This is a genomic window from Streptomyces sp. NPDC057565, assembly GCF_042801455.1.
GTDB classification, from domain to species: domain Bacteria; phylum Actinomycetota; class Actinomycetes; order Streptomycetales; family Streptomycetaceae; genus Streptomyces; species Streptomyces yanii.
The window spans coordinates 533,569-558,153 of record NZ_JBHVFU010000003.1 but is presented as its reverse complement, the minus strand read 5'-3'; the positions used below and the strand labels follow the sequence as shown (position 1 = coordinate 558,153).

Genomic DNA, 24,585 nt, shown 5'->3' with positions numbered 1-24,585 from the left:
GCTACGCGGGCCGCCGGTCCAGCCCGTACACCCGGCGCGCGTTGCCGGACGCGATCATCGCGGCCACCCGCATGGCGTCGGTGCGCGACCACGCGCCGTCCGCCACCCAGCCGCCCAGCACCCTGCCCAGCGCCTCACAAAACTGCCGCGCGCCCACCACATGCAGTTCCGGCAGTCCCTGAGCACCGCTGGAGAACAGCAGTTTGCCGAACGGGGCGAGCTCCAGGACCTCCGCGAGGACGGCCGCGGCGCGTGCTCCCGTACGGGTCGGGGCGGCGCCCGCGTCGGCGTACACATGCGGGTGGATGCTCGCCAGCTGTGCGGCGTACCGGTGGTGCGGATAGCTGTGCAGCAGCACGAGATCGCTGCCGAGCCCGGCCGTCGCGGCGGCGAATCCCGCCATCCGCCGGGGGTCGGTGGAGCGCAGCTGCAGTTGCAGCGGCCGCCCGCAGGCGATCGCGGTCCACAGCAGATGCCGCAGCAGCACCGGGTCGTCGGGGGCCGCGCACGGCGTACCCGGGCCGCCGGCACCGGACCGTGCCGCCCGGCGTTCCGCCGCCCGCCCCGCCAGCCACCGTCCGGCCGCGCCGCGCACCTCGCCCGGCCACGGCGGCCCCGGATCGGCTGCCAGTCCATGGCGTACGGCCGCGGCGGAGGTGAAGGCGACGGCGGAGGCCGCCGCGGTGTGCACGGCCGCTGCGAGGTCGGCGAGGAAGCTCCCGACGGTGGCCGAGGTGTCGGCGACCCGCTCGGCCAGGGGCTCCAGCCGCACGATCTCTCCGGCGTCGACCCCGGCCGCAGCAGCGATCTCTGCCGGGCCGGTCAGGTCGCCCGGAAGCCCGGTGTCGACGAGACAGGTGGAGACGCCGGTGGCACGGAGCAGCCGTCGGCCGGTCTCCGCGACGCCCAGTTCCCGGCGGCGGGCCAGATAGCGGGCCGGTGGGCAGTGGGGTTCGAGACCCAGCAGCGGAGGGCACCAGCGGCGTACGGCGAAACCGGTCTGGGTGTCGAAGAAGGTGGTGCCGGGCGCGGGCGTCCCCGCTGCCGTGGCCAGCCGGGCCTCGAAGGTGCCGAGGCCCAGCTCGGTGCGGAGCACCCCGTGGCAGTGCTGGTCGACCAGATCCGCCACGGGCAGTATGTCGGTCATCGGGAGCTCCCTGCGACGACGTGGGTGTACCCGTCCTAACGGGTGACCCCGGTGTCAGGTGTTGCTCCTGCCCCGCGGGATGGGCCCGGAGATGTCCCCGGGCGGCGGCTCAGCCCTTGTTGGAGGGGCCGCCGACCTGGATCCCGGCCATCCGCGTCCACTCGTACGGGCCGGTGCGGACCTTGGCGGCGAACTCTCCGTCGAAGGACTCGTGCATCGTGATCCCGGCCTTCGCGGTGGCGCTCTCGGCGACCGCGTACGAGGGTGCGACCAGGTCGCCCCAGCCACCGTCCTCGCCGACCAGCACGATGCGGGTGCCCATCTGCCCGATGTAGGCGAGCTGCCCCTCGGCGCCGCCGTGCGCCTTGGCGAAGGCACCGATCTGCTTGGCGAGCCTGGCTGCCCTGCGCTCGGCGCGGGCGGCCTGCTTGCTGTCGTCAACCTGCTGGGTCTCTGCCGTGTCTGCCATGCAACGGATGCTACCGATGGGTAGATCAACTGGCGACGGGCGGGGCACGTGGCATGGGCCACGTACCCCGCCCGTCGGCAGGAGCGAAACGGTGTCAGCGCAGGAACGGGTCGACCGCGACGGCGACGAACAGCAGCGACACGTAGGTGATCGACCAGTGGAACAGTCGCATTTCCTTGAGCTTGGGGCCGGACACCCCGGCCTTCGCCCGGTTCTGCAGGCCGTGCGCCTCCCAGAGCCAGAACCCGCCGGTCAGCAGCGCCACGGCCGTGTAGAACCAGCCGGTGTAGCCGAGCGGGGTCAGCAGCAGCGACACCGCCACCATCACCCAGCTGTAGATGACGATCTGGCGGGCCACCACGCGGTTGGACGCGATGACCGGGAGCATCGGTACGCCGACACGGGCGTAGTCGTCCTTGACCTTCATCGACAGCGGCCAGTAGTGCGGCGGCGTCCAGAAGAAGATGACGGCGAAGAGGATGACCGCGGCCCAGGACATCGAGTTGGTCACGGCGGACCAGCCGATGAGGACCGGCATGCAGCCCGCGATGCCGCCCCAGACGATGTTCTGCGAGGTGCGCCGCTTCAGCAGCATCGTGTAGACGACGACGTAGAAGAGCAGCGCGCCCAGCGACAGTGCCGCCGACAGCCAGTTGACCAGCAGCCCGAACCAGACCGTCGAGATCACCGCGAGGGCGATACCGAAGGCCAGGCACTCGCGGGGGCTCACCATGCCGGTGACCAGCGGACGCTGCGACGTACGGTCCATCAACGCGTCGATGTCGCGGTCGATGTACATGTTGAGCGCATTGGCACCACCCGCGGAGAGATATCCGCCGATGGTGGTAGCGAGTACAAGCCATAGGTTGGGCACACCCTGAGCGGCGAGGAACATCACCGGAACAGTGGTGATCAGCAACAGCTCGATGATCCGCGGCTTGGTCAGTGCCACGAATGCCTTGATACGGGCCCCGAACGGGCGATGGCCCCCTGGGCTCGGAGTCAAGGCGACCCCTGCGGGTCGGGACTCGACGGCCGTCACGCACACCCCTGACAGAGAAATCCCAGCAAGCTCCAGGCATGAAGGCCCAGTAAAGACTTGCGCGAACCAGACCACTGTAGACGTTGGAGACAGGCCGTTCTTCGCGGGGGTGGGGTCGTGTTGGAGTCGCGCCGAAGCACCGTGTCCGATGAGCCCATAAGTAAGGAGTGGCGCTCATCGGAGTAGCGCAGAAGTGAGCCGTTGCGCTCATACGGGAGGCGAACTCCGCGGGTCGCCTGCACCCTGGAAAGCAGCCGGAAAATGCGTGTTGCGTCGGGGGTAGGCTCGACGATGCCCGGTGCGGTCACCAGTCACCGGTTTACAACAGTGGAGAGGAGCCCTGACTCAGGGTGAGCACCAAGCCGACCACCACAGACCTCCAGTGGACCGAATTGGACCAGCGGGCCGTGGACACTGTCCGCGTCCTTGCCGCTGACGCCGTACAGAAGGTCGGAAACGGCCACCCGGGTACGGCGATGAGCCTCGCTCCCGCCGCGTACACGCTCTTCCAGAAGGTGATGCGGCACGACCCCGCCGACGCGGACTGGACCGGTCGCGACCGGTTCGTGCTCTCGGCGGGTCACACGAGCCTGACCCTCTACATCCAGCTCTACCTGGCCGGGTACGGCCTGGAGCTCGATGACCTCAAGGCGTTCCGCACCTGGGGCTCGAAGACCCCGGGTCACCCGGAGTACGGCCACACCACCGGTGTCGAGACGACGACGGGCCCGCTGGGCCAGGGTGTCGCCAATGCCGTGGGCATGGCCATGGCCGCCCGCTACGAGCGCGGCCTGTTCGACCCGGAGGCGGCCCCCGGCACCTCCCCGTTCGACCACATGGTCTGGGTCATCGCCGGCGACGGCTGCCTCCAGGAGGGCATCTCCGCGGAGGCCTCCTCGCTGGCCGGGCACCAGAAGCTCGGCAACCTGGTCCTGCTGTGGGACGACAACCACATCTCCATCGAGGGCGACACGGAGACCGCGGTCTCCGAGGACACCCTGAAGCGGTACGAGGCGTACGGCTGGCACGTCCAGCGCGTCGAGCAGCTGCCGAACGGCGACCTGGACCCCGCGGGTCTCTACAAGGCGCTGCAGGCGGCCAAGGCCGAGACCGAGCGCCCGTCGTTCATCGCGGCCCGCTCGATCATCGCCTGGCCGGCCCCGCACGCACAGAACACCGAGGCCTCGCACGGCTCGGCACTCGGCGAGGACGAGGTCGCCGCGACCAAGAAGGTCCTGGGCTTCGACCCGGAGAAGACCTTCGAGGTCTCCGACGAGGTCATCGCGCACACCCGTGAGGCGCTGGACCGCGGCCGCGAGGCCAAGGGCGAGTGGGAGAAGACGTTCGCCGCGTGGCGCACCGCCAACCCGGAGCGCGCCGCCGAGTTCGACCGGATCTCCGCGGGCGAGCTGCCCGAGGGCTGGGAGGACAGCCTTCCGGTCTTCGAGCCGGGCAAGGGCGTCGCCACCCGCGCCGCCTCCGGCAAGGTGCTCCAGGCGCTCGGCGAGATCATCCCCGAGCTGTGGGGCGGATCCGCCGACCTCGCGGGCTCGAACAACACGACGATCGACAAGACGTCGTCGTTCCTCCCGGCGGGCAACCCGTTGCCGGGCGCGGACCCGTACGGCCGCACGATCCACTTCGGTATCCGCGAGCACGCCATGGCCGCGGCCATGAACGGCATCGCACTGCACGGCAACACCCGCATCTACGGCGGCACCTTCCTGGTGTTCTCCGACTACATGCGCAACGCCGTGCGACTGTCCGCGCTGATGCACCTGCCGGTGACGTACGTGTGGACGCACGACTCGATCGGTCTCGGCGAGGACGGCCCGACCCACCAGCCGGTGGAACACCTGGCCTCGCTGCGCGCCATCCCGGGCCTGAACATCGTCCGCCCGGCCGACGCCAACGAGACCTCCATCGCCTGGCGCGAGATCCTGCGCCGCTACACGAAGGTGTTCGGCAAGGGTGCCCCGCACGGCCTGGCGCTGACCCGTCAGGGCGTGCCGACGTACGAGGCGAACGAGGATGCGGCCAAGGGCGGCTACGTGCTGTTCGAGGCCGAAGGGCCCGAAGGGCAGAACACAGAGCCGCAGGTCCTCCTGATCGGCACGGGCTCCGAGGTCCACCTCGCCGTCGAGGCGCGCGAGGAGCTGCAGGCGGCCGGCATCCCGACCCGGGTGGTCTCGATGCCGTCGGTCGAGTGGTTCGAGGAGCAGGACCAGGCGTACAAGGACAGTGTTCTGCCGCCGTCCGTGAAGGCGCGTGTCGCCGTCGAGGCAGGCATCGGCCTGACCTGGTACCGGTATGTCGGAGACGCCGGCCGGATCGTCTCGCTGGAGCACTTCGGCGCCTCGGCCGACGCCAAGGTCCTCTTCCGCGAGTTCGGTTTCACCGGTGAGCACGTTGCCGCCGCAGCGCGGGAATCTCTCGCCGCCGCCGCGCGCTGACGCCGTTATACGACTAGTAGGAGATGCAATTCTCATGACAGACGCACTCAAGCGCCTTTCCGACGAGGGCGTGGCGATCTGGCTCGATGACCTGTCGCGCAAGCGGATCACCTCCGGCAACCTCGCCGAGCTGATCGACCAGCAGCACGTCGTGGGCGTCACCACCAACCCGTCCATCTTCCAGAAGGCGATCTCGCACGGAGACGGCTACGAGCAGCAGCTCACCGACCTGGCGACCCGCAAGGTCACGGTCGACGAGGCCATCCGCATGATCACGACGGCGGACGTCCGCGACGCCGCCGACATCCTGCGCCCGGTCTTCGACGCCACGGGCGGCCAGGACGGCCGGGTCTCCATCGAGGTCGACCCGCGTCTGGCCCACCACACCCACGCCACGATCGCCGAGGCCAAGCAGCTGGCCTGGCTGGTCGACCGGCCGAACACGCTCATCAAGATCCCGGCGACGAAGGCCGGTCTGCCGGCGATCACCGAGGTCATCGGCAAGGGCATCAGTGTCAATGTCACCCTGATCTTCTCGCTGGAGCGCTACCGCGAGGTCATGGACGCCTACCTGGCGGGCCTGGAGAAGGCACAGGCCGCGGGCCTGGACATCTCCCGGATCCACTCGGTGGCCTCGTTCTTCGTGTCCCGTGTGGACTCCGAGATCGACAAGCGCCTCGACGCGATCGGCACCGACGAGGCCAAGGCGCTGAAGGGCAAGGCGGCGCTCGCCAACGCCCGGCTGGCGTACCAGGCGTACGAGGAGGTCTTCTCCTCCGACCGCTGGGCGGCTCTGGACAAGGCGCAGGCCAACAAGCAGCGTCCGCTGTGGGCCTCCACCGGTGTCAAGGACCCCGCGTACAAGGACACGCTGTACGTCGTCGACCTGGTCGCCCCCGGCACGGTGAACACCATGCCCGAGGCAACCCTGGAGGCCACGGCCGACCACGGCCAGGTCACCGGCAACACCGTCGCCGGCACCTACGAGCAGGCGAAGGCCGAGCTCGACGCCGTCGCGAAGCTCGGGATCTCCTACGACGACGTCGTGCAGCTCCTCGAGGACGAGGGCGTCGAGAAGTTCGAGGCGTCCTGGATCGATCTGCTCAACTCCACCGAGGCGGAACTCAAGCGCCTCGCCCCTTCGGAGGGCTGACCACTTTGTCTGGTGTTCCCGGAGCCAACCCGCTCCGTGACGCCCAGGACCGCCGGCTCCCGCGTATCGCGGGGCCGTCGGGCCTGGTCATCTTTGGCGTCACGGGCGATTTGTCCCGTAAAAAGCTGATGCCCGCTGTCTATGACCTGGCCAACCGCGGCCTGCTGCCACCGGGCTTCTCGCTCATCGGCTTCGCGCGCCGCGAATGGCAGGACGAGGACTTCACCCAAGAGGTCCACGACGCCGTCAAGCAGCACGCCCGCACGCCGTTCCGCGAGGAGGTCTGGCAGCAGCTCATCCAGGGGATGCGCTTCGTCCAGGGCAACTTCGACGACGACGAGGCCTTCGAAACGCTGAAGGCCACGATCGAGGAGCTCGACAAGGAACAGGGCACGGGCGGCAACTTCGCCTTCTACCTGTCCGTGCCGCCGAAGTTCTTCCCGAAGGTCGTCCAGCAGCTGAAGAAGCACGGGCTGGCCGAGCAGACGGAGGGGTCCTGGCGGCGCGCCGTCATCGAGAAGCCGTTCGGCCACGACCTCACCAGTGCGCAGGAGCTCAACCAGCTCGTGCACGACGTGTTCCCGCCCAACGAGGTCTTCCGGATCGACCACTACCTGGGCAAGGAGACGGTCCAGAACATCCTGGCGCTGCGGTTCGCCAACACGATGTTCGAGCCGATCTGGAACCGGAGCTACGTCGACCACGTCCAGATCACGATGGCCGAGGACATCGGCATCGGCGGCCGGGCCGGCTACTACGACGGCATCGGCGCCGCCCGTGACGTCATCCAGAACCACCTGCTGCAGCTGCTGGCGCTGACCGCGATGGAGGAGCCCGGCTCCTTCCACCCGAAGGCCCTGGTCGCCGAGAAGCTCAAGGTGCTCACGGCGGTCGAACTGCCGGAGGACCTGGGCAAGCACACCGTGCGCGGCCAGTACGCGCACGCCTGGCAGGGCGGCGAAGAGGTCCTCGGCTATCTGGAGGAGGACGGCATCGACCCCAAGTCGAAGACCGACACCTTCGCCGCGATCAAGCTGACGATCAACAACCGCCGCTGGGCGGGCGTGCCGTTCTACCTCCGTACCGGAAAGCGGCTCGGCCGCCGGGTCACGGAGATCGCGGTCGTCTTCAAGCGCGCCCCGTACCTGCCGTTCGAGTCGGGGGCCACGGAGGAGCTGGGCGGCAACGCGCTGGTCATCCGGGTCCAGCCGGACGAGGGTGTGACCGTGCGGTTCGGCTCCAAGGTGCCCGGCACCTCCATGGAGGTGCGGGACGTCACGATGGACTTCGCCTACGGCGAGTCCTTCACCGAGTCCAGCCCGGAGGCGTACGAGCGGCTCATCCTCGATGTGCTGCTGGGCGACGCCAACCTCTTCCCCCGCCACCAGGAGGTCGAGCTCTCCTGGAACATCCTCGACCCGATCGAGGAGTACTGGGACAAGCACGGCAAGCCCGCGCAGTACCCGGCGGGCACCTGGGGTCCGGCAGAGGCGGACGAGATGCTCGCACGAGACGGACGGAGCTGGCGTCGGCCATGAAGATCGATCTCACGGAAACCACCTCCAGCAAGATCAACCAGGCGCTGGTGTCGGCTCGGCGTGCCGTCGGCACGCCGGCCATCGGCATGGTGCTGACCCTGGTCATCGTCACCGACGAGGAGAACGCGTACGACGCCCTCAAGGCGGCGAGCGACTCCTCCCGCGAGCACCCCTCGCGGATCATCGCGGTGATCAAGCGGGTCAGCCGCTCGCCGCGCAGCCGGCGCGACGCGCGGCTCGACGCCGAGGTACGGGTCGGTTCCGACTCGGGCTCCGGCGAGACCATCGTCCTGCGCCTCCACGGTGAACTGGCCAACCACGCCCAGTCGGTGGTCCTGCCACTGCTGCTGCCGGACGCCCCGGTCGTGCTGTGGTGGCCCGAGGACGCACCGTCCGACCCGGCGAAGGACCCGCTGGGCGCGCTCGCCCAGCGCCGGATCACGGACGCCTACTCGGCGGAGGCGCCGAGCGCCGAACTCGCGGCGCGCGCCCAGTCGTACACCCCGGGCGACACGGATCTGTCCTGGACCCGCATCACCCCGTGGCGTTCGATGCTGGCGGCGGCGCTCGACCAGAAGCCCGTCGAGGTGCTGTCGGCGACGGTCGAGGGCGAGTCGGAGAACCCCAGCTGCGAGCTGCTCGCCATGTGGCTCGCGGACCGGCTCAAGGTACCGGTGCGGCGCACGCAGTCCGCCGGTCCCGGCCTGACGGCCGTACGGATGGAGACCAAGGGCGGCACCATCGTCCTGGACCGCCCGGACGGTTCGCTGGCCACGCTCTCCATGGAGGGACAGCCGAACCGTGCGGTGGCGCTCAAGCGGCGGGAGACCGCCGAGCTGCTCGCCGAGGAGCTGCGCCGTCTGGACCCGGACAACACCTACGAGTCCACGGTGAAGTTCGGTGTGGAGAATCTGGCCGACCCGGCGGCGCCCGAGCCCGCCGCACCGAAGGCCGCCGAGCCCGCCGACACCCCGACCGCGGCGAAGAAGACCGCGGCGAAGAGGGCGGCAGCGAAGTGAGTGCCCCTCAACTTGTCGTGCATCACGACAAGGAGCTGATGGCGCAGGCCGCCGCGGCCCGGCTGATCACGAAGATCGTGGACGCCCAGGCCGCGCGCGGCTACGCCTCGGTGGTCCTCACCGGTGGGCGCAACGGCAACGGCCTGCTGGCCGCGCTCGCCGCCGCGCCCGCCCGGGACGCGATCGACTGGTCGCGGCTCGACCTGTGGTGGGGCGACGAGCGGTTCCTGCCGGACGGCGATCCGGAGCGCAATGTCACGCAGGCCCGTGAGGCCCTGCTGGACTCGGTGCCGCTCGACCCGTCCCGGGTCCATGCGATGCCCGCTTCGGACGGTCCCTGCGGCAACGACGCCGACGCCGCCGCCGCCACGTACGCCGCCGAACTGGCCACCGCCTCCCGTCCGGAGGACCACGGCCCGGTCCCGACGTTCGATGTGCTGATGCTGGGCGTGGGCCCGGACACGCATGTCGCGTCGCTCTTCCCGGAGCTGCCCGCGGTACGGGAGACCGAACGCACCGTCGTCGGTGTGCACGGCGCTCCCAAGCCGCCGCCCACCCGCATCTCGTTGACGCTGCCCGCGATCCGGGCCGCGCGCGAGGTGTGGCTGCTCGCGGCGGGCGAGGACAAGGCGGAGGCCGCCGCCATCGCGCTGTCGGGCGCCGGGGAGATCCAGGCCCCGGCGGCGGGCGCGTACGGACGCAGCCGCACACTGTGGCTGCTGGACTCGGCGGCGGCATCTCAGCTGCCGCGCGCGCTGTATCCGCCGGCCTCTCCCTGAGTGGCCGTCAGCGCGGCTGACGACAGGCCCGGTTCGCTCCCAGGAGCGGACCGGGCCTGTCTGCTGTCCGGCGCCCGTGGGAGCGATCGCCGAACCGGGGCCGCGCCACGGGACGTCTGCGGTGCCGCATCGGCGCACTCGATCCCACCCGGAGACAAACCCGGCTCAGGGTGGCGTCACGTGCTACGGCGAGGGCGCGACACCCGGGACGGCCGGACCGTCGCCGAGGGCGAGCGTGTCGAGTCCCGGTCGTCGACGGCCCGAAGGGTCCGCAGGCGGAGGACGTCCGATCCGCCCGGCACCGGAGCGGGGTCACGCGTGCGGCAGCGTGCGCTCCAGGAAGGGCTCCAGCAGGCCGGGGACGGCCTCGGAGGCGAAACCGAGGCCCTCGCTCGTACCGGCGTCGTACACCGTGTAGGCGCCCGCTCCGGCCGCCGTCGTGGCGGTCACGCTCAGCAGCCCCGCCCGCCGCTGGAAGTACGACTGCCTGACCGTCCAGCCGATCACTCCGGCCCGCTCCAGTGCGGCGGTGGACCGCCGTACGGTGCCGGAGCGGGTCACCAGATAGTCGCCGCTGAGGGCGTGTCCCAGGCCGCGGTACGCATCACGGGCCAGGAACACGCCGGCCGGCAGCCCCACCACGGCGCAGCCCAGGGCAACCCACAGCAGGACGGGCGTCAGCAGCACGCCCAGGACACCGAGGATCAGCACGGGTGCCAGGACGGCCAGGGCCGCCCGGCGCAGCCGTCTGCCACGGGCCGCGAGGGGGTGCCGGATCAGCGGGGCACCGGTGGGGGCCGTGGTCTCGCGCAGCGCGTCGGCGGCCACGGCGTCGGCGACGCTGCGGGGCGCTGCGGGCAGCAGGGTGTTGTGGTCGCCGTGCTGCTCCTCGTCGTCCTTGGCGAGGCCGGTGGTGATCGCGTCCACCCGGGCGGCGCCGAACAGCCGGATGCCGAGCGGTTCGACGATGTCGACGCCGCGCAGTCGGCGCTCCTCGATGGTGACGGACCGGGAGGTGAGGAGCCCGCGCCGGATCCGCAGGGTGCCGCCGGGTTCGCGCTCCAGGCGGTAGCTCCACCACATCTCGACCCAGAGGCCGAGCGCGCCGAAGACCCCGGCGACCGTCACCGTGACGACGAGGATCACGGCCATCGTGAGCAGCGAGGTGTCCCGGAATCGGTCGCCGATCCAGTGGAGCACCTGGCCCTGTTCCCCGAACCAGTCGCTGACCTGCAGCACCGCCCCGGCCGCCGCACCGCCGAGGGCGGGGGTGACGAACGAGACCGGTGCGTAGCGGATCCAGCGCGGGTCGAGTGCGGCGAGCTCGCCCTCGCGGTGGGTGCCGGGCACACCGGTGGCCGGGCGGGTCAGCAGTTCGTGGCGGAGCCGCTCGCCCTCGCTCCTGCGGACCGGGTCGAGCTCCAGGGTGGCCTCGGTGCCGGTGTGCTCACCGGTACCGATCCGGACGGTGACGAGACCGAGGATCCGCAGCAGGGGGTGGGCGGTGAGGTCGACGCTGCGGATGCGTTCGCGGGACAGTGAGCGCTTCTTGACCAGCAGCAGCCCGGTGTGGAGCTCGATGCGCTCGGTGCCGATGCGATAGCGGGTGCGGCGCCAGCGTATGTAGTCGCCGCCCGCACCGCAGCCGATCAGTGCGAGCGCGCCGGCCAGCACCCAGGCGACGGCGGCCGCGAGGCCGAGCCGTCCGGCCAGGCCGAGCGTGGTGGGCACAGCGGCGCCTGCCGCCACGCCGGCCGAGACGAGCGCGGTGACGAGGACCGTACGCCGGTCGAGCTGCCGCCAGCCGGCTCCGGCGGTCGTCCCGGGGTCCGTACGGTCCCGGTCCGATGTGCCGGCCGGTGGGGCGGGCCGCTCACTGCCCGTGCCGTCCGCGACCTCACTCATGTGGCGTCCCCGGGCGTGTCCTGGGTGATCCGGGTCAGCCGCTCGGCCAGTTCGGCGGCGAGCTCGTGGTCGAGGCCCTCGATCTTCAGGGCCCCCTTGGAGGAGGCGGTGGTCACGGTGACCGAGGCCAGCCTGTAGAGCTGCTCCAGCGGGCCGCGCACGGTGTCGACGGTCTGGATCCGGGACATCGGCGCGATCCGCCACTCCTGCCGGATCACGCCGGTCCTGACGTACACCGCCTCGCCGGTGACCTCCCAGCGGTGGGTGCGGTACCACCAGCGGGGGAAGAGGACGGCGCAGGCCGCACCGAGGACCGCGAGGACCACGGCGGGCAGCAGCAGCCAGAACCGGGCGGGCGCGATGAGCGCGCCCAGCACGGCCAGGACGGCCACCGGCGCCGCGGTCACTAGCAGCCACTGGGTCCGCCACCAGCCGACGGCCCTCGGGTCCAGCGTGTTGTTCGGCGGCCGGAGCCGCACCGTCCTCTCCCCCGTGGTCATCGGATCAGCGGCCCCGCCGCGTGCGGTACGCGGCGACGAGGGCGGCGGTCGAGCTGTCCAGCTGCTCGCCCCCTGTGCCCTCGGTCAGCACCGGCTCGATCTTCTTGGCGAGAACCTTGCCGAGCTCGACGCCCCACTGGTCGAAGGAGTCGATGTTCCAGACGGCGCCCTGGACGAAGACCTTGTGCTCGTACAACGCGATGAGCTGGCCGAGCACGGACGGCGTCAGGCTGTCCGCGAGGATCGTCGTCGTGGGGTGGTTGCCCTGGAACGTCTTGTGCGGCACCAACTCCTCGGCGACGCCCTCCGCGCGGACCTCGTCCGGCGTCTTGCCGAAGGCCAGCGCCTGGGTCTGGGCGAAGAAGTTGGCCATCAGCAGATCATGCTGGGCGACGAGGCCGGGCAGCAGGTCGGCGACCGGCTCGGCGAAGCCGATGAAGTCGGCCGGGATGACCTTGGTGCCCTGGTGGATCAACTGGTAGTAGGCGTGCTGCCCGTTGGTGCCGGGCGTGCCCCAGACGACCGGTCCGGTCTGCCACTCGACCGGATTGCCGTCCCGGTCCACGGACTTGCCGTTGGACTCCATGTCCAGCTGCTGCAAGTAGGCGGTGAACTTGGACAGATAGTGGCTGTACGGCAGTACGGCATGCGACTGGGCGTCGAAGAATCCGCCGTACCAGATGCCCAGCAGGCCGAGCAGCAGAGGGGCGTTGGCCTCCGCCGGGGCGGTGCGGAAGTGCTCGTCGACGAGGTGGAAGCCGTCGAGCATCTCGCGGAACCGGTCCGGTCCGATGGCGATCATCAGCGAGAGACCGATGGCCGAGTCGTACGAGTAGCGGCCGCCGACCCAGTCCCAGAACTCAAACATGTTGGCGATGTCGATGCCGAAGTCCGCGACCTTCTCGGCGTTGGTCGAGAGCGCCACGAAGTGCTTCGCGACCGCGTCCTGCTCGGCCCGAAGGCCGGTCAGCAGCCAGTTGCGGGCGGAGGTGGCGTTGGTGATCGTCTCGATCGTGGTGAAGGTCTTCGACGCGACGATGAACAGCGTCTCGGCGGGGTCGAGGTCGCGAACGGCCTCGTGCAGGTCGGCGCCGTCGACGTTCGACACGAAGCGGACGGTGAGCGAGCGGTCCGTGAAGGAGCGCAGCACCTCGTACGCCATGGCGGGGCCGAGGTCGGAGCCGCCGATGCCGATGTTGACGATGTTCTTGATCGGCTTGCCGGTGTGGCCGGTCCACTCCCCCGACCTGATGCGGTCGGCGAAGGCCGCCATCTTGTCGAGCACGGCGTGCACGGCAGGCACCACGTTCTCGCCGTCGACCTCGATCACGGCGTCGCGCGGGGCGCGCAGCGCGGTGTGCAGGACGGCGCGGTCCTCGGTGGTATTGATCTTCTCGCCGCGGAACATGGCGTCACGCAGCTCGGCGACTCCGGCGGCGTCGGCGAGCTCGCGCAGCAGTCGGAGCGTCTCGTCGGTGACCAGGTGCTTGGAGTAGTCGAGATACAGATCGCCGACCCGGAGGGTATATCCGGCCCCGCGCTCCGGATGGTCGGCGAACAGCTGCCGCAGATGCGTCTGCCCGAACTGCTCGCGATGCTTGCCGAGAGCGGTCCACTCGGGCGTGTGATTCAGCTTGGTTCGGCTTTGTGCGTTCATCCCGGATATCAGCCCACTTCTTCTCGTACGTGCCCATGCCCCGCTGCCCCTCCAACTTAATTGATCAGAGGGGTTGACGAGGCGACGGAGAGCTGCGGCGCCGACAAATGCACTCCGGCCGGGCACCCATGGGTGCCCGGCCGGTGAACAAAAACTAGATTTCGCCCCGGAGTTTGGCCAGGGCCTCGGCGAGGATGGCCTCGCCGTCCGCATCGCTGCGCCGCTCACGTACGTACGCAAGGTGCGTCTTGTACGGTTCGGTGCGCGGCGGGTCCGGCGGGTTGTCCCGGTCCTGACCGGCCGGGAAGCCGCAACGCGGGCAGTCCCAAGTGTCCGGTGTCTGCGCGTCACTGGCGAAGCTCGGCTGCGTCTCGTGCCCGTTCGAGCACCAGAAGGAGATGCGGAGACGCGGCGCGGACTCGCCCCGCTCGGCCTCCCCCATCGGCCCCGCTCCGACCCGGCTTCCCCGGATCGCGTTGCCACTTGCCACGGTCGTAACTCCCTGCGTGATGGTGCTCGAAGATGCCCCAGTCTACGTAAGGCCCAACGCGCGTCCAGTGAAAGGAGTTACACCCTCACCGGGAATCGCGGACGCCGGGTCAGTTGTCCAGCTTCATCAGCAGACCAAGCACAACAATGCATGCGAACCAAGCCAGACCGACCACCACGGTGATCCGGTCGAGGTTTCGCTCGGCGACCGAGGAGCCACCGACGGACGACTGCATACCGCCACCGAACATGTCGGAGAGGCCGCCGCCCTTTCCCTTGTGCATCAGCACCAGCAGCATCAGCAGCAGGCTGAAGACGATCAGGGCGATCGAGAACCCCATAACCACGGCTGGTCCCTACTTTCCGGAATTCCCTTGGACTGCTCTAACGGATCTGACGGACAACGGGGGCCGGGAGGACGCACCTCCTCGGCCCCCGCAAGGGTACGACGGATCGGCGCTACCGCATACTCACTGGTCGCGGAAGCGGACGATCTTGACGAATTCGTCCGCGTCGAGAGCGGCGCCACCGATCAGCGCACCGTCGATGTCGGGCTTTGCCATGATCTCGGCAACATTCCCGGACTTCACCGAGCCGCCGTACTGGATACGGACCGCGTCGGCCAGCTCCTGGGAGTACAGCTCGGCGAGCCGGCCACGGATGGCCCCGCAGACCTCCTGCGCGTCGTCGGCGCCGCAGACCTTGCCGGTCCCGATGGCCCAGACCGGCTCGTACGCGATCACGATGGTCTCGGCCTGCTCGGCCGGGATGTCCTTGAGCGCCCCGTCCACCTGCGCGAGCGTGTGCGCGACGTGGCCGCCCTCCTCGCGGACCGACTCCTCCTCGCCGACGCACAGGATCGGGGTGAGGCCGTGCTTGTACGCGGCCTTGATCTTGGCGTTGACGATCTCGTCGGTCTCGTGGTGGTACTGGCGGCGCTCGGAGTGACCGATGGCCACAAAGGTGCACTTCAGCTTGGCGAGCATGGGGCCGGAGATCTCACCGGTGTACGCGCCGGAGTCGTGCGCCGAGATGTCCTGGGCGCCGTACTTGATCTTCAGTTTGTCGCCGTCGACCAGCGTCTGCACCGAGCGCAGGTCGGTGAAGGGCGGCAGGACGGCGACCTCGACGGCGTCGTAGTCCTTGTCGGCCAGGGCGAAGGCGAGCTTCTGGACGTGTGCGATGGCCTCGAGGTGGTTGAGGTTCATCTTCCAGTTGCCCGCCATCAGCGGGGTACGGGTGCTCATGAAAGGTCAGTCCTCCAGTGCGGCGAGGCCGGGAAGCGTCTTGCCCTCGAGGTATTCGAGGCTGGCGCCGCCACCGGTCGAGATGTGGCCGAATGCGTTCTCGTCGAAGCCCAGGATGCGGACGGCAGCGGCGGAGTCGCCACCGCCGACGACACTGAAGCCCGAGGAGTCGACGAGGGCCTGGGCGACGGCCCGGGTGCCCTCGGCGTAATCGGGGTGCTCGAAGACGCCCATCGGGCCGTTCCAGAAGACGGTGACGGCGTCGGCGAGCTTCGAGGCGTACAGCTTGTTGGTCTCGGGTCCGTTGTCCAGACCCATCACGCCGGCCGGGATGGCGTGCGCGGGCACGGTGCTGTGCTGGGTCGGCGCCTTGGTCTTGAGGTCCGGGAACTGCTCGGAGACCACGACGTCGACGGGGAGCACGAACTCCACGCCCTTCTCCTCGGCGCGCCTCAGGTACTCCAGCACCGCCGGGATCTGGTCCTCCTGCAGGAGGGAGCTGCCGACCTCGTGGCCCTGGGCCTTGAGGAAGGTGTACGCCATGCCACCGCCGATGAGGATGCGGTCGGCCCGCTCCAGGAGGTGGTCGATGACGCCGAGCTTGTCGGAGACCTTGGAGCCGCCGAGCACGACGGCGTAGGGACGCGCGACGTCCTCGGTGAGCTTCTTCAGGACGCCGACCTCGGTGGCGATCAGGTCGCCCGCGGCGTGCGGCAGCCGGGCCGGGAGGTCGAAGACCGAGGCGTGCTTGCGGTGGACCGCTCCGAAGCCGTCGCCCACGTACACATCGGCGAGTTCGGCGAGCTGGTCGGCGAACGCGCCGCGCTCGGCGTCGTCCTTCGACGTCTCGCCGGGGTTGAAGCGGAGGTTCTCGATGACGGCGACCCGGCCGTCGGTGAGGGCTGCGACCGTGGCGCGGGCGGACTCGCCGACCGTGTCGGTGGCGAAGGCGACGTCGGCGCCGATCAGCTCGCCGAGCCGGGCGGCGGCGGGGGCCAGGGAGAAGGCCGGGTCCGGGGCGCCCTTGGGGCGGCCCAGGTGTGAGGCGACGATGACCTTCGCACCGGCCGCGGCGAGCTTCTCCACGGTCGGCTGAACGGCGCGGATGCGGCCGTCGTCGGTGATGGTGGTGCCGCTCAGCGGCACGTTGAGGTCGGCGCGGACGAATACGCGCTTGCCGGCGACCCCTTCGGCGAGAAGTTCGTCGATCGTCTTCATCTTGCTGGACTCCTTGGAGGGCGGAAAAGCATGCAACGGGGCTCGAACGGCGCTGCGTTGCGCCGTCCGAGCCCCGTGCTCACATCGAGGTGCCTGCCGATTCGACGGTCAGAGCTGGCTGCCGACGAACACGGTCAGGTCGACGAGGCGGTTGGAGTAGCCCCACTCGTTGTCGTACCAGCCGATGACCTTGACCTGCGTACCCTCTGCCATGGTCAGCAGGGAGTCGAAGGTGCAGGACGCCGGGTCCGAGACGATGTCCGAGGACACGATCGGGTCCTGGGTGTAGACGAGCTTGCCCTTGAGGGGGCCCTCGGCGGCCTTCTGGAAGGCGGCGTTGACCTCGTCGCGAGTGACCTCGCGCTCCAGCGTGATGACCAGGTCGGTGACCGAGCCGGTCGGGACCGGAACGCGCATCGCGATGCCGTCGAGCTTGCCCTTGAGCTGAGGGAGCACCAGAGCGGTGGCCTTGGCGGCACCGGTCGTGGTCGGGATGATGTTCTCCGCGGCGGCGCGGGCGCGACGCAGGTCGGAGTGGGGGAAGTCCAGGATGCGCTGGTCGTTCGTGTAGGCGTGAACCGTCGTCATGAGGCCCTTGACGATGCCGAAGTTCTCGTCCAGAACCTTGGCCATCGGCGCAACACAGTTGGTGGTGCAGGAGGCGTTGGAGATGACGTGGTGGTTGGCCGCGTCGTACTTGTCCTCGTTGACGCCCATCACGATGGTGATGTCCTCGTCCTTGGCCGGAGCCGAGATGAGGACCTTCTTGGCACCACCGGCGATGTGCTTCTCGGCATCGGCCTTCTTCGTGAAGATGCCGGTCGACTCGATGACGACGTCAACGCCCAGCTCACCCCAGGGGATGTCGGCCGGGTTGCGCTCGGAGAGCACCTTGATGGTGTGGCCGTCGACGGTGATGCTGTCGGCGGTGTGGCTGACTTCGGCCTTCAGACGACCCAGAATGGTGTCGTACTTCAGAAGGTGGGCCGTGGTCGCAGTGTCACCCAGGTCGTTGACAGCCACGATCTCGATGTCCGCACCCTGCTCCAGCAGCGCGCGGAAGTAGTTACGACCGATGCGGCCAAAGCCGTTGATGCCTACGCGGATCGTCACGAACCGATCTCCTCGTTAGGTACGCCGGTTTTCGACGCCGGCGAGTTGTATAGGGATGTCCCCGACCGCCTCCGACCCTACCTCTCCAAGGGCCCGTGAGTGACATCGAGCGGTGCCGGAAGCGCCGCGGAGGCCCGTACTCTCCGGTTTGAGTACGGGCCTCCGGATACTCGGCTGTACACGCAGCGGTGATTACTGTCCGTCAACACCTGCGAGTATGCCGCGCGTTCCGATTTCGGCCGACTTTCGCCGCCGTTTCCGCTCAGCCCACCAGGCCGTCGGCGAGCTCCTCACTCAGGGTGGATTCCGTCCCCGGGATACCGAGGTCCTGGGCCCGCTTGTCGGCCATGGCCAGGAGCCGGCGGATCCGGCCGGCCACCGCGTCCTTCGTCAGCGGCGGGTCGGCGAGCGCGCCCAGTTCCTCCAGGGAGGCCTGCTTGTGCTCCATGCGCAGCCGTCCGGCCGCCGCGAGGTGCTCGGGCACCTCTTCGCCCAGGATCTCCAGGGCACGTCCCACGCGGGCACCCGCCGCCACCGCGGCCCGTGCGGAGCGGCGCAGATTGGCGTCGTCGAAGTTGGCCAGCCGGTTGGCGGTGGCGCGGACCTCGCGGCGCATCCGCCGCTCCTCCCAGGCCAGCACCGACTCATGGGCGCCGAGCCGGGTGAGCAGGGCACCGATCGCGTCGCCGTCGCGGACGACGACCCGGTCGACGCCGCGCACCTCGCGTGCCTTCGCCGCGATGGAGAGCCTGCGGGCCGCGCCGACCAGCGCGAGCGCCGCCTCCGGGCCCGGGCAGGTCACCTCCAGCGAGGAGGAGCGGCCCGGCTCGGTGAGCGAGCCGTGGGCCAGGAAGGCCCCGCGCCAGGCGGCCTCGGCATCGCAGGTCGCCCCCGAGACCACCTGCGGCGGCAGACCTCGGATCGGGCGGCCGCGGCCGTCCACCAGACCCGTCTGGCGGGCCAGCTGGTCGCCGCCCGCCACCACCCGTACGACATAACGGGAGCCGCGCCGCAGACCGCCGGGGGCCATCACGATCAGCTCCGAGCTGTGCCCGAAGATCTCGAGAATGTCCCGCTTCAGCCGGCGCGCCGCCATTGCGGTGTCCAGCTCCGCCTCGATCACAATCCGGCCACTCACCAGGTGCAGCCCGCCCGCGAACCGAAGAATCGCCGAAACCTCTGCCTTCCTGCAGCAGGTCCGGGTCACGGGAAGCCGAGAGATTTCGTCCTTCACCGCTGGCGTCATCGCCATGGGCCGATCCTTCCATGCATCCGAAAAATACGGTCGTACGCGGCGGCCAACAGCTCCGGATCATGGATCGGAACGCCGTCGGGTGAGGCCACCGGCGCCAGCTCGACCGCGGCACCGAGCCGCTTGGCGGCATCGGCGAGGGACTCGCGATCGGGCACGGCGGCTTCGTCGGCCAGCACCACGTCCAGGGCGAGTTTAGGGGCGTGTCGTCCCAAAACCTCCAAATGACGCTGCGGAGAGAAGCCATCAGTTTCACCGGGTTGCGGTGCGAGGTTGAGCGAGAGGACCTTGCGGGCCTTCGTCACGACGAGCGCGTCGAGCAGTTCCGGTACGAGCAGATGCGGGATCACGGAGGAGAACCACGATCCCGGGCCGAGCACCACCCAGTCCGCGTCCAGGACCGCTTCGACCGCCTCCGGGACGGCCGGCGGGTCGTTCGGGACGAGGTGCACGGACTGCACCTCACCGGGGGTGAGCGCCACCGTCGCCTGGCCGCGCACCGTGTCCACCTGGTCCGGACGGGCCGGGTCGTGGCCCCGTACGAGCGCCTGGAGCTCCAGCGGCACGGCGGACATGGGCAGCACCCTGCCGTGCGCGCCGAGGAGCTTGCCGACCAGGTCCAGGGCCTGCACATGGTCGCCGAGCTGCTCCCACAGGGCGACGATCAGCAGATTGCCGACCGCGTGCTCGTGCAGATCGCCCTTGGACTGGAAGCGGTGCTGGATGACCTGGGCCCAGGTCTGGCCCCAGTCGTCGTCGCCGCAGAGCGCGGCGAGCGCCTTCCGGAGGTCGCCGGGCGGCAGGACGCCGAGCTCCTCGCGGAGCCGGCCGCTGGAGCCGCCGTCGTCGGCGACGGTGACCACGGCGGTGAGATCGCCGGTGATCCGGCGCAGCGCCGCGAGCGACGCGGACAGGCCCATTCCGCCGCCGAGGGCGACGACCTTGGGATGCGGGGCGCCGCGCTTGCGGGCGGAGAGCGCGGACGTGGCTCTGCGCAGCCGCCTCAGGCGCAGATTACGGCTGGTCACTCGCGCCCCATGTCCCGGTGGACGAGGACGGTCTCGATCCCTTCGGTGGCGAGCCGCGCGGCGAGCTTCTCCGACATCGCGACGGAGCGGTGCTTGCCGCCCGTGCAGCCGACGGCGATCGTCACATAGCGCTTGCCCTCGCGGCGGTAGCCCGCGGCGACGAGCTGCAGCAGCTCGGTGTACTGGTTGAGGAACTCCTTGGCGCCCGGCTGGTCGAAGACGTACGCCGACACCTCCTCGTTGAGCCCGGTGAACGGGCGCAGCTCCGGGACCCAGTGCGGGTTGGGCAGGAAGCGGCAGTCCACCACCAGGTCGGCGTCGACCGGCAGGCCGTACTTGAAGCCGAACGACATCACCGTGGCCCGCAGCTCCGGCTCCTCGTCGCCGGCGAACTGGGCGTCCATCTTGGCGCGCAGCTCGTGCACGTTGAGGCTGGAGGTGTCGATCACCAGGTCGGCGTCGCCGCGCAGCTCGCGCAGCAGGTCACGCTCGGCCGCGATGCCGTCGACGATGCGGCCGTCACCCTGGAGGGGGTGCGGGCGGCGGACCGATTCGAAGCGGCGGACCAGCGCGTCGTCGGACGACTCCAGGAAGACGATCCGCCGGGTGACGTGCTTGGCCTCGAGGTCGGCGAGGGATTCCCGGAGGTTGTCGAAGAAGCGGCGGCCGCGGACGTCGACGACGACGGCGATCCGGGCCACATTGCCCTGCGACCGGGCGCCCAGCTCCACCATGGTGGGGATCAGCGCGGGCGGCAGGTTGTCGACGACGAACCAGCCGAGGTCCTCCAGACATTTGGCGGCGGTGGACCGCCCGGCACCCGACATACCGGAGATGATCACCAGTTCGGGGATGGCCGCACCGGCGTCGCCCGTCTCGATCGTGGTGCCCGTACTCACGTGTCCTGCTCCGTCTGCTCGGTCTGTCCGGTCGTGCTCGTGCTGCTGGTTGTGCTCTTGTTCCTGCTCGTGCTCAGTCATGTTGCGCTGCCCCCGTCGTCCTCTTCAATGATCTCTCCTGTCGCCGTGTTCACGGCGGGCGCGGCCGGAGCGGTCGAGGCGAGGGCGGCAGCCACTGATTCCGCCGTCCTGCGGCCTATTCCCGGAACCTCGCAGATCTCGTCGATTGTCGCCTGCTTCAGCTTCTTCACGGAGCCGAAATGCTTGATCAACGCCTGCTTCCTGGTCTCGCCGAGTCCGGCGACCGCATCGAGAGGGCTGGAGCGGATGCGCTTGGCCCGCTTGGCGCGCTGGTAGGTGATGGCGAAACGGTGGGCCTCGTCGCGGACGCGCTGCAGGAGGTAGAGGCCCTCGCTGGAGCGGGGCAGGACCACGGGGTCGTCGTCCTCGGGCAGCCAGACCTCTTCGAGACGCTTGGCGAGGCCGCAGACGGCGATGTCGTCGATCCCCAGCTCGTCGAGGGCCCGCATGGCCGCGGCGACCTGCGGCTGGCCGCCGTCGACCACCACGAGCTGCGGCGGGTAGGCGAACCTCTTGGGGCGGCCGTCGTCCTCGCGGGACCCGACCTCGAAGGGGTCGGCATCGGAGGCTTCCGGGGCCGGGACGGCTCCGGTGGGTGCAGGGGTCTCCTCCCACTCCCCCGTCCGTTCCTTCTCCTGCAGGTACCGCTTGAAGCGGCGGCCGATCACCTCGTGCATCGAGCGGACGTCGTCCTGGCCCTCGAAGCCCTTGATCTGGAAGCGGCGGTACTCGCTCTTGCGGGCCAGACCGTCCTCGAAGACGACCATGGAGGCGACCACGTCGTCGCCCTGGAGATGGGAGATGTCGAAGCACTCGATGCGCAGCGGAGCCGAATCGAGGCCGAGCGCCTCGGCGATCTCCTCCAGGGCGCGGGAGCGTGTCGTCAGATCGGAGGCGCGCTTGGTCTTGTGCAGCCCCAGGGCCTGCTGGGCGTTGCGCTGGACCGTCACCATCAGGTCCTTCTTGTCGCCGCGCTGCGGGATGCGCAGGCTGACCTGGGAGCCCCGGCGGTCGGCGAGCCACTGGGACACCGCTTCCGGGTCCTCCGGAAGCGCCGGGACGAGGACCTCCTTGGGGACGGAATCGCCCGTCTCCTCCCCGTACAGCTGCTGCAGGGCGTGCTCGACGAGGTCCGAGGTGTCGACCGCCTCGACCTTGTCGGTGACCCAGCCGCGCTGGCCGCGCACCCGGCCGCCGCGGACGTGGAAGATCTGCACGGCGGCCTCGAGCTCGTCCTCGGCGAGCGCGATCAGGTCGGCGTCGGTGGCGTCGGCGAGGACGACGGCGCTCTTCTCCATGGCCCGCTTGAGGGCCTCCACGTCATCGCGGAGCCGGGCCGCCCGCTCGTACTCCATCTCCTCGGCCGCCGCCATCATGTCCTTCTCCAGGCGGCGGATGTACGTGCCCGTGCGGCCGGCCATGAAGTCGCAGAAATCGTCCGCCAGTTCGCGGTGTTCCTCGGCGGTGACCCGGCCGACGCAGGGCGCCGAGCACTTGCCGATGTAGCCGAGGAGACAGGGGCGGCCGGTCCGCGCGGCGTTCTTGAAGACACCGGCGGAGCACGTACGTACGGGAAAGACCCGGAGCATCAGGTCGACCGTCTCGCGGATCGCCCAGGCGTGCCCGTACGGACCGAAGTAGCGCACGCCCTTCTTCTTGGCACCGCGCATGACCTGCACGCGCGGGAACTCCTCGTTGAGCGTGACCGCGAGGTACGGATAGCTCTTGTCGTCCCGGTACTTGACGTTGAACCGGGGGTCGTACTCCTTGATCCAGGAGTACTCCAGCTGGAGCGCCTCGACCTCGGTGGCGACGACGGTCCACTCGACGGAGGCGGCCGTGGTGACCATCGTGCGCGTACGGGGGTGGAGATTGGCCAGGTCCTGGAAGTAGTTGGCCAGGCGCTGGCGCAGGCTCTTCGCCTTCCCGACGTAGATCACCCGGCGGTGCTCGTCACGGAATCTGTAGACCCCCGGGGAGTCGGGGATCTGTCCCGGCTTGGGGCGGTAGCTGGAGGGGTCTGCCATGCCTCCCACCCTACTTGCGGGCAGTGACAGTGCGGTGACGTACGGGGGATGCCGGCCGCCGCGCCGCCGCCCGCCCTGCCGGAGCGGGCACAGCCGGAGCCGAGGAGCCTGTTCCGGTCATCCTCCTGTACCCGGGGCGGTGGGCGTCCGATGTCGGGCCACGGGCGCCGGCCGCCCGGGCCGCGCCCTGGTCCCGCGCGAGCACGCGGCTGCCTTTCCGGACATACCGGGCGCCGATCCGCGGCTCGTGGAAGAAGACCGCGCCGACGGGGAGCTTGCGGTCTCCCTCGGTCGCGTACCGCGTCTCGTCGTCGCCGACGATGTTCACCACCTGCCAGGCGCCGGCCGTCCCCGCCTCGGGGACGGCCCAAAGGGACGCCTTCCGACCGTCCGAGGAGACCGCCGTGCAGGCCAGTACCCCTCCCGGGCGAAGAACCGGGGCAGGGTGTCCAGGGCCGGTGGCGGCGTCGTGGGCGGCCGCCGGGGCGGGGCGACGACGGTGAACAGGGCGGGGGCGGGGCGATCGGAGCATCCGGACGCTGCCGAGGGAGCGTCAACTGTTGTCGGGGACGGATCAACTGTTGTCGGGGACGGATCAACACGCTTCAATGCGGGGGAACATTGCGGTGCGAGCGGTGAGGCGGGTGCGTGAACGGTCCGCCCCCGGCGACCTGCCGCCCCGCTCCCACCGGCGCTGGGGGTGACCCGACCCGGTGCGTCGAGGGTCAGGCGTCAGGACCGGCGATCAGCTTTCCGCCCTCGACCTTGACCGGGACGGAGGGCAGCGGCACGGTGGCCGGACCCTGCACCGCCTCGCCGGTGGTCGTGTCGAAGCGGCTGCCGTGGCAGGGGCAGTTCCCCTCGTTGTCCTCGACCTTGTCCAGCAGGCAGCCCGCGTGGGTGCACTGGGCGCTGAACGCCTTGAACTCGCCCTTGGCCGGGCAGCTGACGACGACCCGCTGCTCGCGGTAGAGCTTGGACCCGCCGACCGGCACCTCGTCCGGGGAGCCGAGCTCGACGGGGGCGGTGGGGGTCGGCGTCTGGGCGTGCCCGAGCTTCGATTCGGTCGAACAGGCGGCCACTCCCAGCCCGGCGACACCGGCGAGAGCGGCACCCTTCAGCACGGTGCGGCGGGCGGTGGGCTGGCCGGACATGCGGACTCCACGGGGTGAGAGGGGTGGGACGAAGAGGGGGCGTCGGGGAGACGTCGGGGGCATCAGGGGTACCGGAAGGCACCCGGGGCACCACCGGCATCAGTGACAGAACCGACGATACCGGCGGAGACGGGCGGCCCTGCGGCCGGGCCGGTCATGGACGGTCATGCCTGATCAGGACCGGTCGCGACCACGCCTGAGCAGCCATGACCGGCCCGCAGCGGCCGACGCGGGCAGGGTCGGCGGCGGGCCCGGCCATCCGCTCCTTGCGGCAGCAGGGCGGTGGCGGACCATCGCCGGTTACTGCCGTCCGCACCCGGCCGTCACCCGTCGGCAGCCGAGCGTGGCCGGACTCGACCGGTCGGGGCCACCCACGAGGTGACGGCTCCCCGCCTGGCGGCCGGGAGCCGTCACC

At 70.1% G+C, this 24,585-nt stretch carries 22 protein-coding genes; 5 read left to right on the top strand and 17 right to left on the bottom strand.

Translation table 11 applies throughout. From position 1 onward, the window contains the following. Position 1 precedes the first annotated feature (1 nt). The 3 genes from ACFU8W_RS09735 to ACFU8W_RS09725 form a co-directional block, all read right to left on the bottom strand. Entirely contained in the window at positions 2-1,138 is a 1,137-nt protein-coding gene (locus ACFU8W_RS09735; protein ID WP_384034318.1) for an amidohydrolase, read from the bottom strand. A gap of 118 nt (positions 1,139-1,256) precedes the next feature. Continuing rightward, entirely contained in the window at positions 1,257-1,616 is a 360-nt protein-coding gene (locus ACFU8W_RS09730; RefSeq protein WP_345514748.1) for a hypothetical protein, read from the bottom strand. 94 nt (positions 1,617-1,710) lie between these two features. Beyond that, a complete protein-coding gene (locus tag ACFU8W_RS09725) occupies positions 1,711-2,664 on the bottom strand; it encodes a heme o synthase (protein WP_345514747.1) in 954 nt (317 codons plus the stop codon). Between the two features lie 344 nt (positions 2,665-3,008). On the opposite strand from ACFU8W_RS09725, the gene tkt reads away from it, so the two are divergent. Genes tkt through pgl form a run of 5 tightly spaced genes read left to right on the top strand, consistent with a single transcriptional unit; the run spans position 3,009 to position 9,600 of the window. Beyond that, positions 3,009-5,111, top strand: coding sequence for a transketolase (gene tkt, locus ACFU8W_RS09720; RefSeq protein ID WP_384034094.1), 2,103 nt, complete (start codon positions 3,009-3,011; stop codon positions 5,109-5,111). Between the two features lie 34 nt (positions 5,112-5,145). Continuing rightward, positions 5,146-6,264: a transaldolase gene (gene tal / locus ACFU8W_RS09715; RefSeq protein WP_384034091.1), complete on the top strand. Its 1,119-nt coding sequence runs from the start codon at positions 5,146-5,148 to the stop codon at positions 6,262-6,264. A 5-nt stretch (positions 6,265-6,269) separates the two neighbouring features. Further along, a complete protein-coding gene (zwf, locus tag ACFU8W_RS09710) occupies positions 6,270-7,802 on the top strand; it encodes a glucose-6-phosphate dehydrogenase (RefSeq protein WP_345514744.1) in 1,533 nt (510 codons plus the stop codon). Then, positions 7,799-8,821 (top strand): glucose-6-phosphate dehydrogenase assembly protein OpcA, encoded by a 1,023-nt coding sequence (opcA, locus tag ACFU8W_RS09705; RefSeq protein ID WP_345514742.1) that lies wholly within the window; start codon positions 7,799-7,801, stop codon positions 8,819-8,821. The genes zwf and opcA overlap by 4 nt, the downstream gene beginning before the upstream one ends. Beyond that, on the top strand, positions 8,818-9,600 hold the full coding sequence (gene pgl, locus ACFU8W_RS09700) for a 6-phosphogluconolactonase (RefSeq protein WP_266986935.1): 783 nt from the start codon (positions 8,818-8,820) through the stop codon (positions 9,598-9,600). The genes opcA and pgl overlap by 4 nt, the downstream gene beginning before the upstream one ends. A 312-nt stretch (positions 9,601-9,912) precedes the next feature. Here the strand turns inward: pgl and ACFU8W_RS09695 are convergent, their stop codons facing one another. From ACFU8W_RS09695 to ACFU8W_RS09630, 14 genes are all read right to left on the bottom strand, one after another. Beyond that, positions 9,913-11,505, bottom strand: a complete 1,593-nt coding sequence (locus tag ACFU8W_RS09695) for a PH domain-containing protein (RefSeq protein WP_384034086.1) — start codon at positions 11,503-11,505, stop codon at positions 9,913-9,915. Further along, positions 11,502-12,005: a PH domain-containing protein gene (locus ACFU8W_RS09690; RefSeq protein ID WP_384034083.1), complete on the bottom strand. Its 504-nt coding sequence runs from the start codon at positions 12,003-12,005 to the stop codon at positions 11,502-11,504. Before ACFU8W_RS09690 ends, ACFU8W_RS09695 begins: the two co-directional genes overlap by 4 nt. 4 nt (positions 12,006-12,009) lie before the next feature. Further along, the gene (pgi, locus tag ACFU8W_RS09685; RefSeq protein WP_384034079.1) at positions 12,010-13,662 is read right to left on the bottom strand and encodes a glucose-6-phosphate isomerase; all 1,653 of its coding nucleotides are present in this window, start codon (positions 13,660-13,662) and stop codon (positions 12,010-12,012) included. Positions 13,663-13,816: 154 nt separating this feature from the next. Beyond that, a complete protein-coding gene (locus tag ACFU8W_RS09680) occupies positions 13,817-14,152 on the bottom strand; it encodes an RNA polymerase-binding protein RbpA (RefSeq protein ID WP_078839979.1) in 336 nt (111 codons plus the stop codon). A gap of 109 nt (positions 14,153-14,261) precedes the next feature. Next, the gene (gene secG / locus ACFU8W_RS09675) at positions 14,262-14,498 is read right to left on the bottom strand and encodes a preprotein translocase subunit SecG (RefSeq protein WP_345514735.1); all 237 of its coding nucleotides are present in this window, start codon (positions 14,496-14,498) and stop codon (positions 14,262-14,264) included. A 123-nt stretch (positions 14,499-14,621) separates the two neighbouring features. Further along, positions 14,622-15,398 (bottom strand): triose-phosphate isomerase, encoded by a 777-nt coding sequence (gene tpiA, locus ACFU8W_RS09670; protein ID WP_345514734.1) that lies wholly within the window; start codon positions 15,396-15,398, stop codon positions 14,622-14,624. 6 nt (positions 15,399-15,404) lie between these two features. Beyond that, complete coding sequence (locus tag ACFU8W_RS09665) at positions 15,405-16,616, bottom strand: phosphoglycerate kinase (RefSeq protein WP_384034074.1); 1,212 nt, start codon at positions 16,614-16,616, stop codon at positions 15,405-15,407. 108 nt (positions 16,617-16,724) lie between these two features. After that, on the bottom strand, positions 16,725-17,729 hold the full coding sequence (gene gap / locus ACFU8W_RS09660; protein WP_266986920.1) for a type I glyceraldehyde-3-phosphate dehydrogenase: 1,005 nt from the start codon (positions 17,727-17,729) through the stop codon (positions 16,725-16,727). A 262-nt stretch (positions 17,730-17,991) separates the two neighbouring features. Then, positions 17,992-18,981 carry a DNA-binding protein WhiA gene (gene whiA / locus ACFU8W_RS09655; protein WP_030919772.1) on the bottom strand — a complete coding sequence of 330 codons (990 nt, stop codon included), beginning with the start codon at positions 18,979-18,981 and terminating at the stop codon, positions 17,992-17,994. Beyond that, positions 18,972-20,009, bottom strand: coding sequence for a uridine diphosphate-N-acetylglucosamine-binding protein YvcK (gene yvcK, locus ACFU8W_RS09650; protein WP_345514731.1), 1,038 nt, complete (start codon positions 20,007-20,009; stop codon positions 18,972-18,974). The genes whiA and yvcK overlap by 10 nt, the downstream gene beginning before the upstream one ends. Continuing rightward, on the bottom strand, positions 20,006-20,989 hold the full coding sequence (rapZ, locus tag ACFU8W_RS09645; RefSeq protein ID WP_384034069.1) for an RNase adapter RapZ: 984 nt from the start codon (positions 20,987-20,989) through the stop codon (positions 20,006-20,008). The genes yvcK and rapZ overlap by 4 nt, the downstream gene beginning before the upstream one ends. Next, positions 20,986-23,016 (bottom strand): excinuclease ABC subunit UvrC, encoded by a 2,031-nt coding sequence (gene uvrC, locus ACFU8W_RS09640; protein WP_384034065.1) that lies wholly within the window; start codon positions 23,014-23,016, stop codon positions 20,986-20,988. The genes rapZ and uvrC overlap by 4 nt, the downstream gene beginning before the upstream one ends. Positions 23,017-23,026: 10 nt before the next feature. Beyond that, complete coding sequence (locus ACFU8W_RS09635) at positions 23,027-23,344, bottom strand: hypothetical protein (protein WP_384034062.1); 318 nt, start codon at positions 23,342-23,344, stop codon at positions 23,027-23,029. A 397-nt stretch (positions 23,345-23,741) separates the two neighbouring features. After that, positions 23,742-24,170: a Rieske (2Fe-2S) protein gene (locus ACFU8W_RS09630; RefSeq protein WP_345514728.1), complete on the bottom strand. Its 429-nt coding sequence runs from the start codon at positions 24,168-24,170 to the stop codon at positions 23,742-23,744. Between the last annotated feature and the right edge of the window lie 415 nt (positions 24,171-24,585).

What these genes read in the sequence shown, in the direction of transcription:
- ACFU8W_RS09695 (WP_384034086.1), bottom strand. Translation starts at nt 11,505, where the DNA reads ATGAGTGAGGTCGCGGACGGCACGGGCAGTGAGCGGCCCGCCCCACCG.
- tpiA (WP_345514734.1), bottom strand. Translation starts at nt 15,398, where the DNA reads ATGAGCACCCGTACCCCGCTGATGGCGGGCAACTGGAAGATGAACCTC.
- whiA (WP_030919772.1), bottom strand. Translation starts at nt 18,981, where the DNA reads ATGGCGATGACGCCAGCGGTGAAGGACGAAATCTCTCGGCTTCCCGTG.
- rapZ (WP_384034069.1), bottom strand. Translation starts at nt 20,989, where the DNA reads ATGACTGAGCACGAGCAGGAACAAGAGCACAACCAGCAGCACGAGCAC.
- ACFU8W_RS09690 (WP_384034083.1), bottom strand. Translation starts at nt 12,005, where the DNA reads ATGACCACGGGGGAGAGGACGGTGCGGCTCCGGCCGCCGAACAACACG.
- uvrC (WP_384034065.1), bottom strand. Translation starts at nt 23,016, where the DNA reads ATGGCAGACCCCTCCAGCTACCGCCCCAAGCCGGGACAGATCCCCGAC.
- ACFU8W_RS09630 (WP_345514728.1), bottom strand. Translation starts at nt 24,170, where the DNA reads ATGTCCGGCCAGCCCACCGCCCGCCGCACCGTGCTGAAGGGTGCCGCT.
- ACFU8W_RS09730 (WP_345514748.1), bottom strand. Translation starts at nt 1,616, where the DNA reads ATGGCAGACACGGCAGAGACCCAGCAGGTTGACGACAGCAAGCAGGCC.
- opcA (WP_345514742.1), top strand. Translation starts at nt 7,799, where the DNA reads ATGAAGATCGATCTCACGGAAACCACCTCCAGCAAGATCAACCAGGCG.
- pgi (WP_384034079.1), bottom strand. Translation starts at nt 13,662, where the DNA reads ATGAACGCACAAAGCCGAACCAAGCTGAATCACACGCCCGAGTGGACC.
- tal (WP_384034091.1), top strand. Translation starts at nt 5,146, where the DNA reads ATGACAGACGCACTCAAGCGCCTTTCCGACGAGGGCGTGGCGATCTGG.
- ACFU8W_RS09665 (WP_384034074.1), bottom strand. Translation starts at nt 16,616, where the DNA reads ATGAAGACGATCGACGAACTTCTCGCCGAAGGGGTCGCCGGCAAGCGC.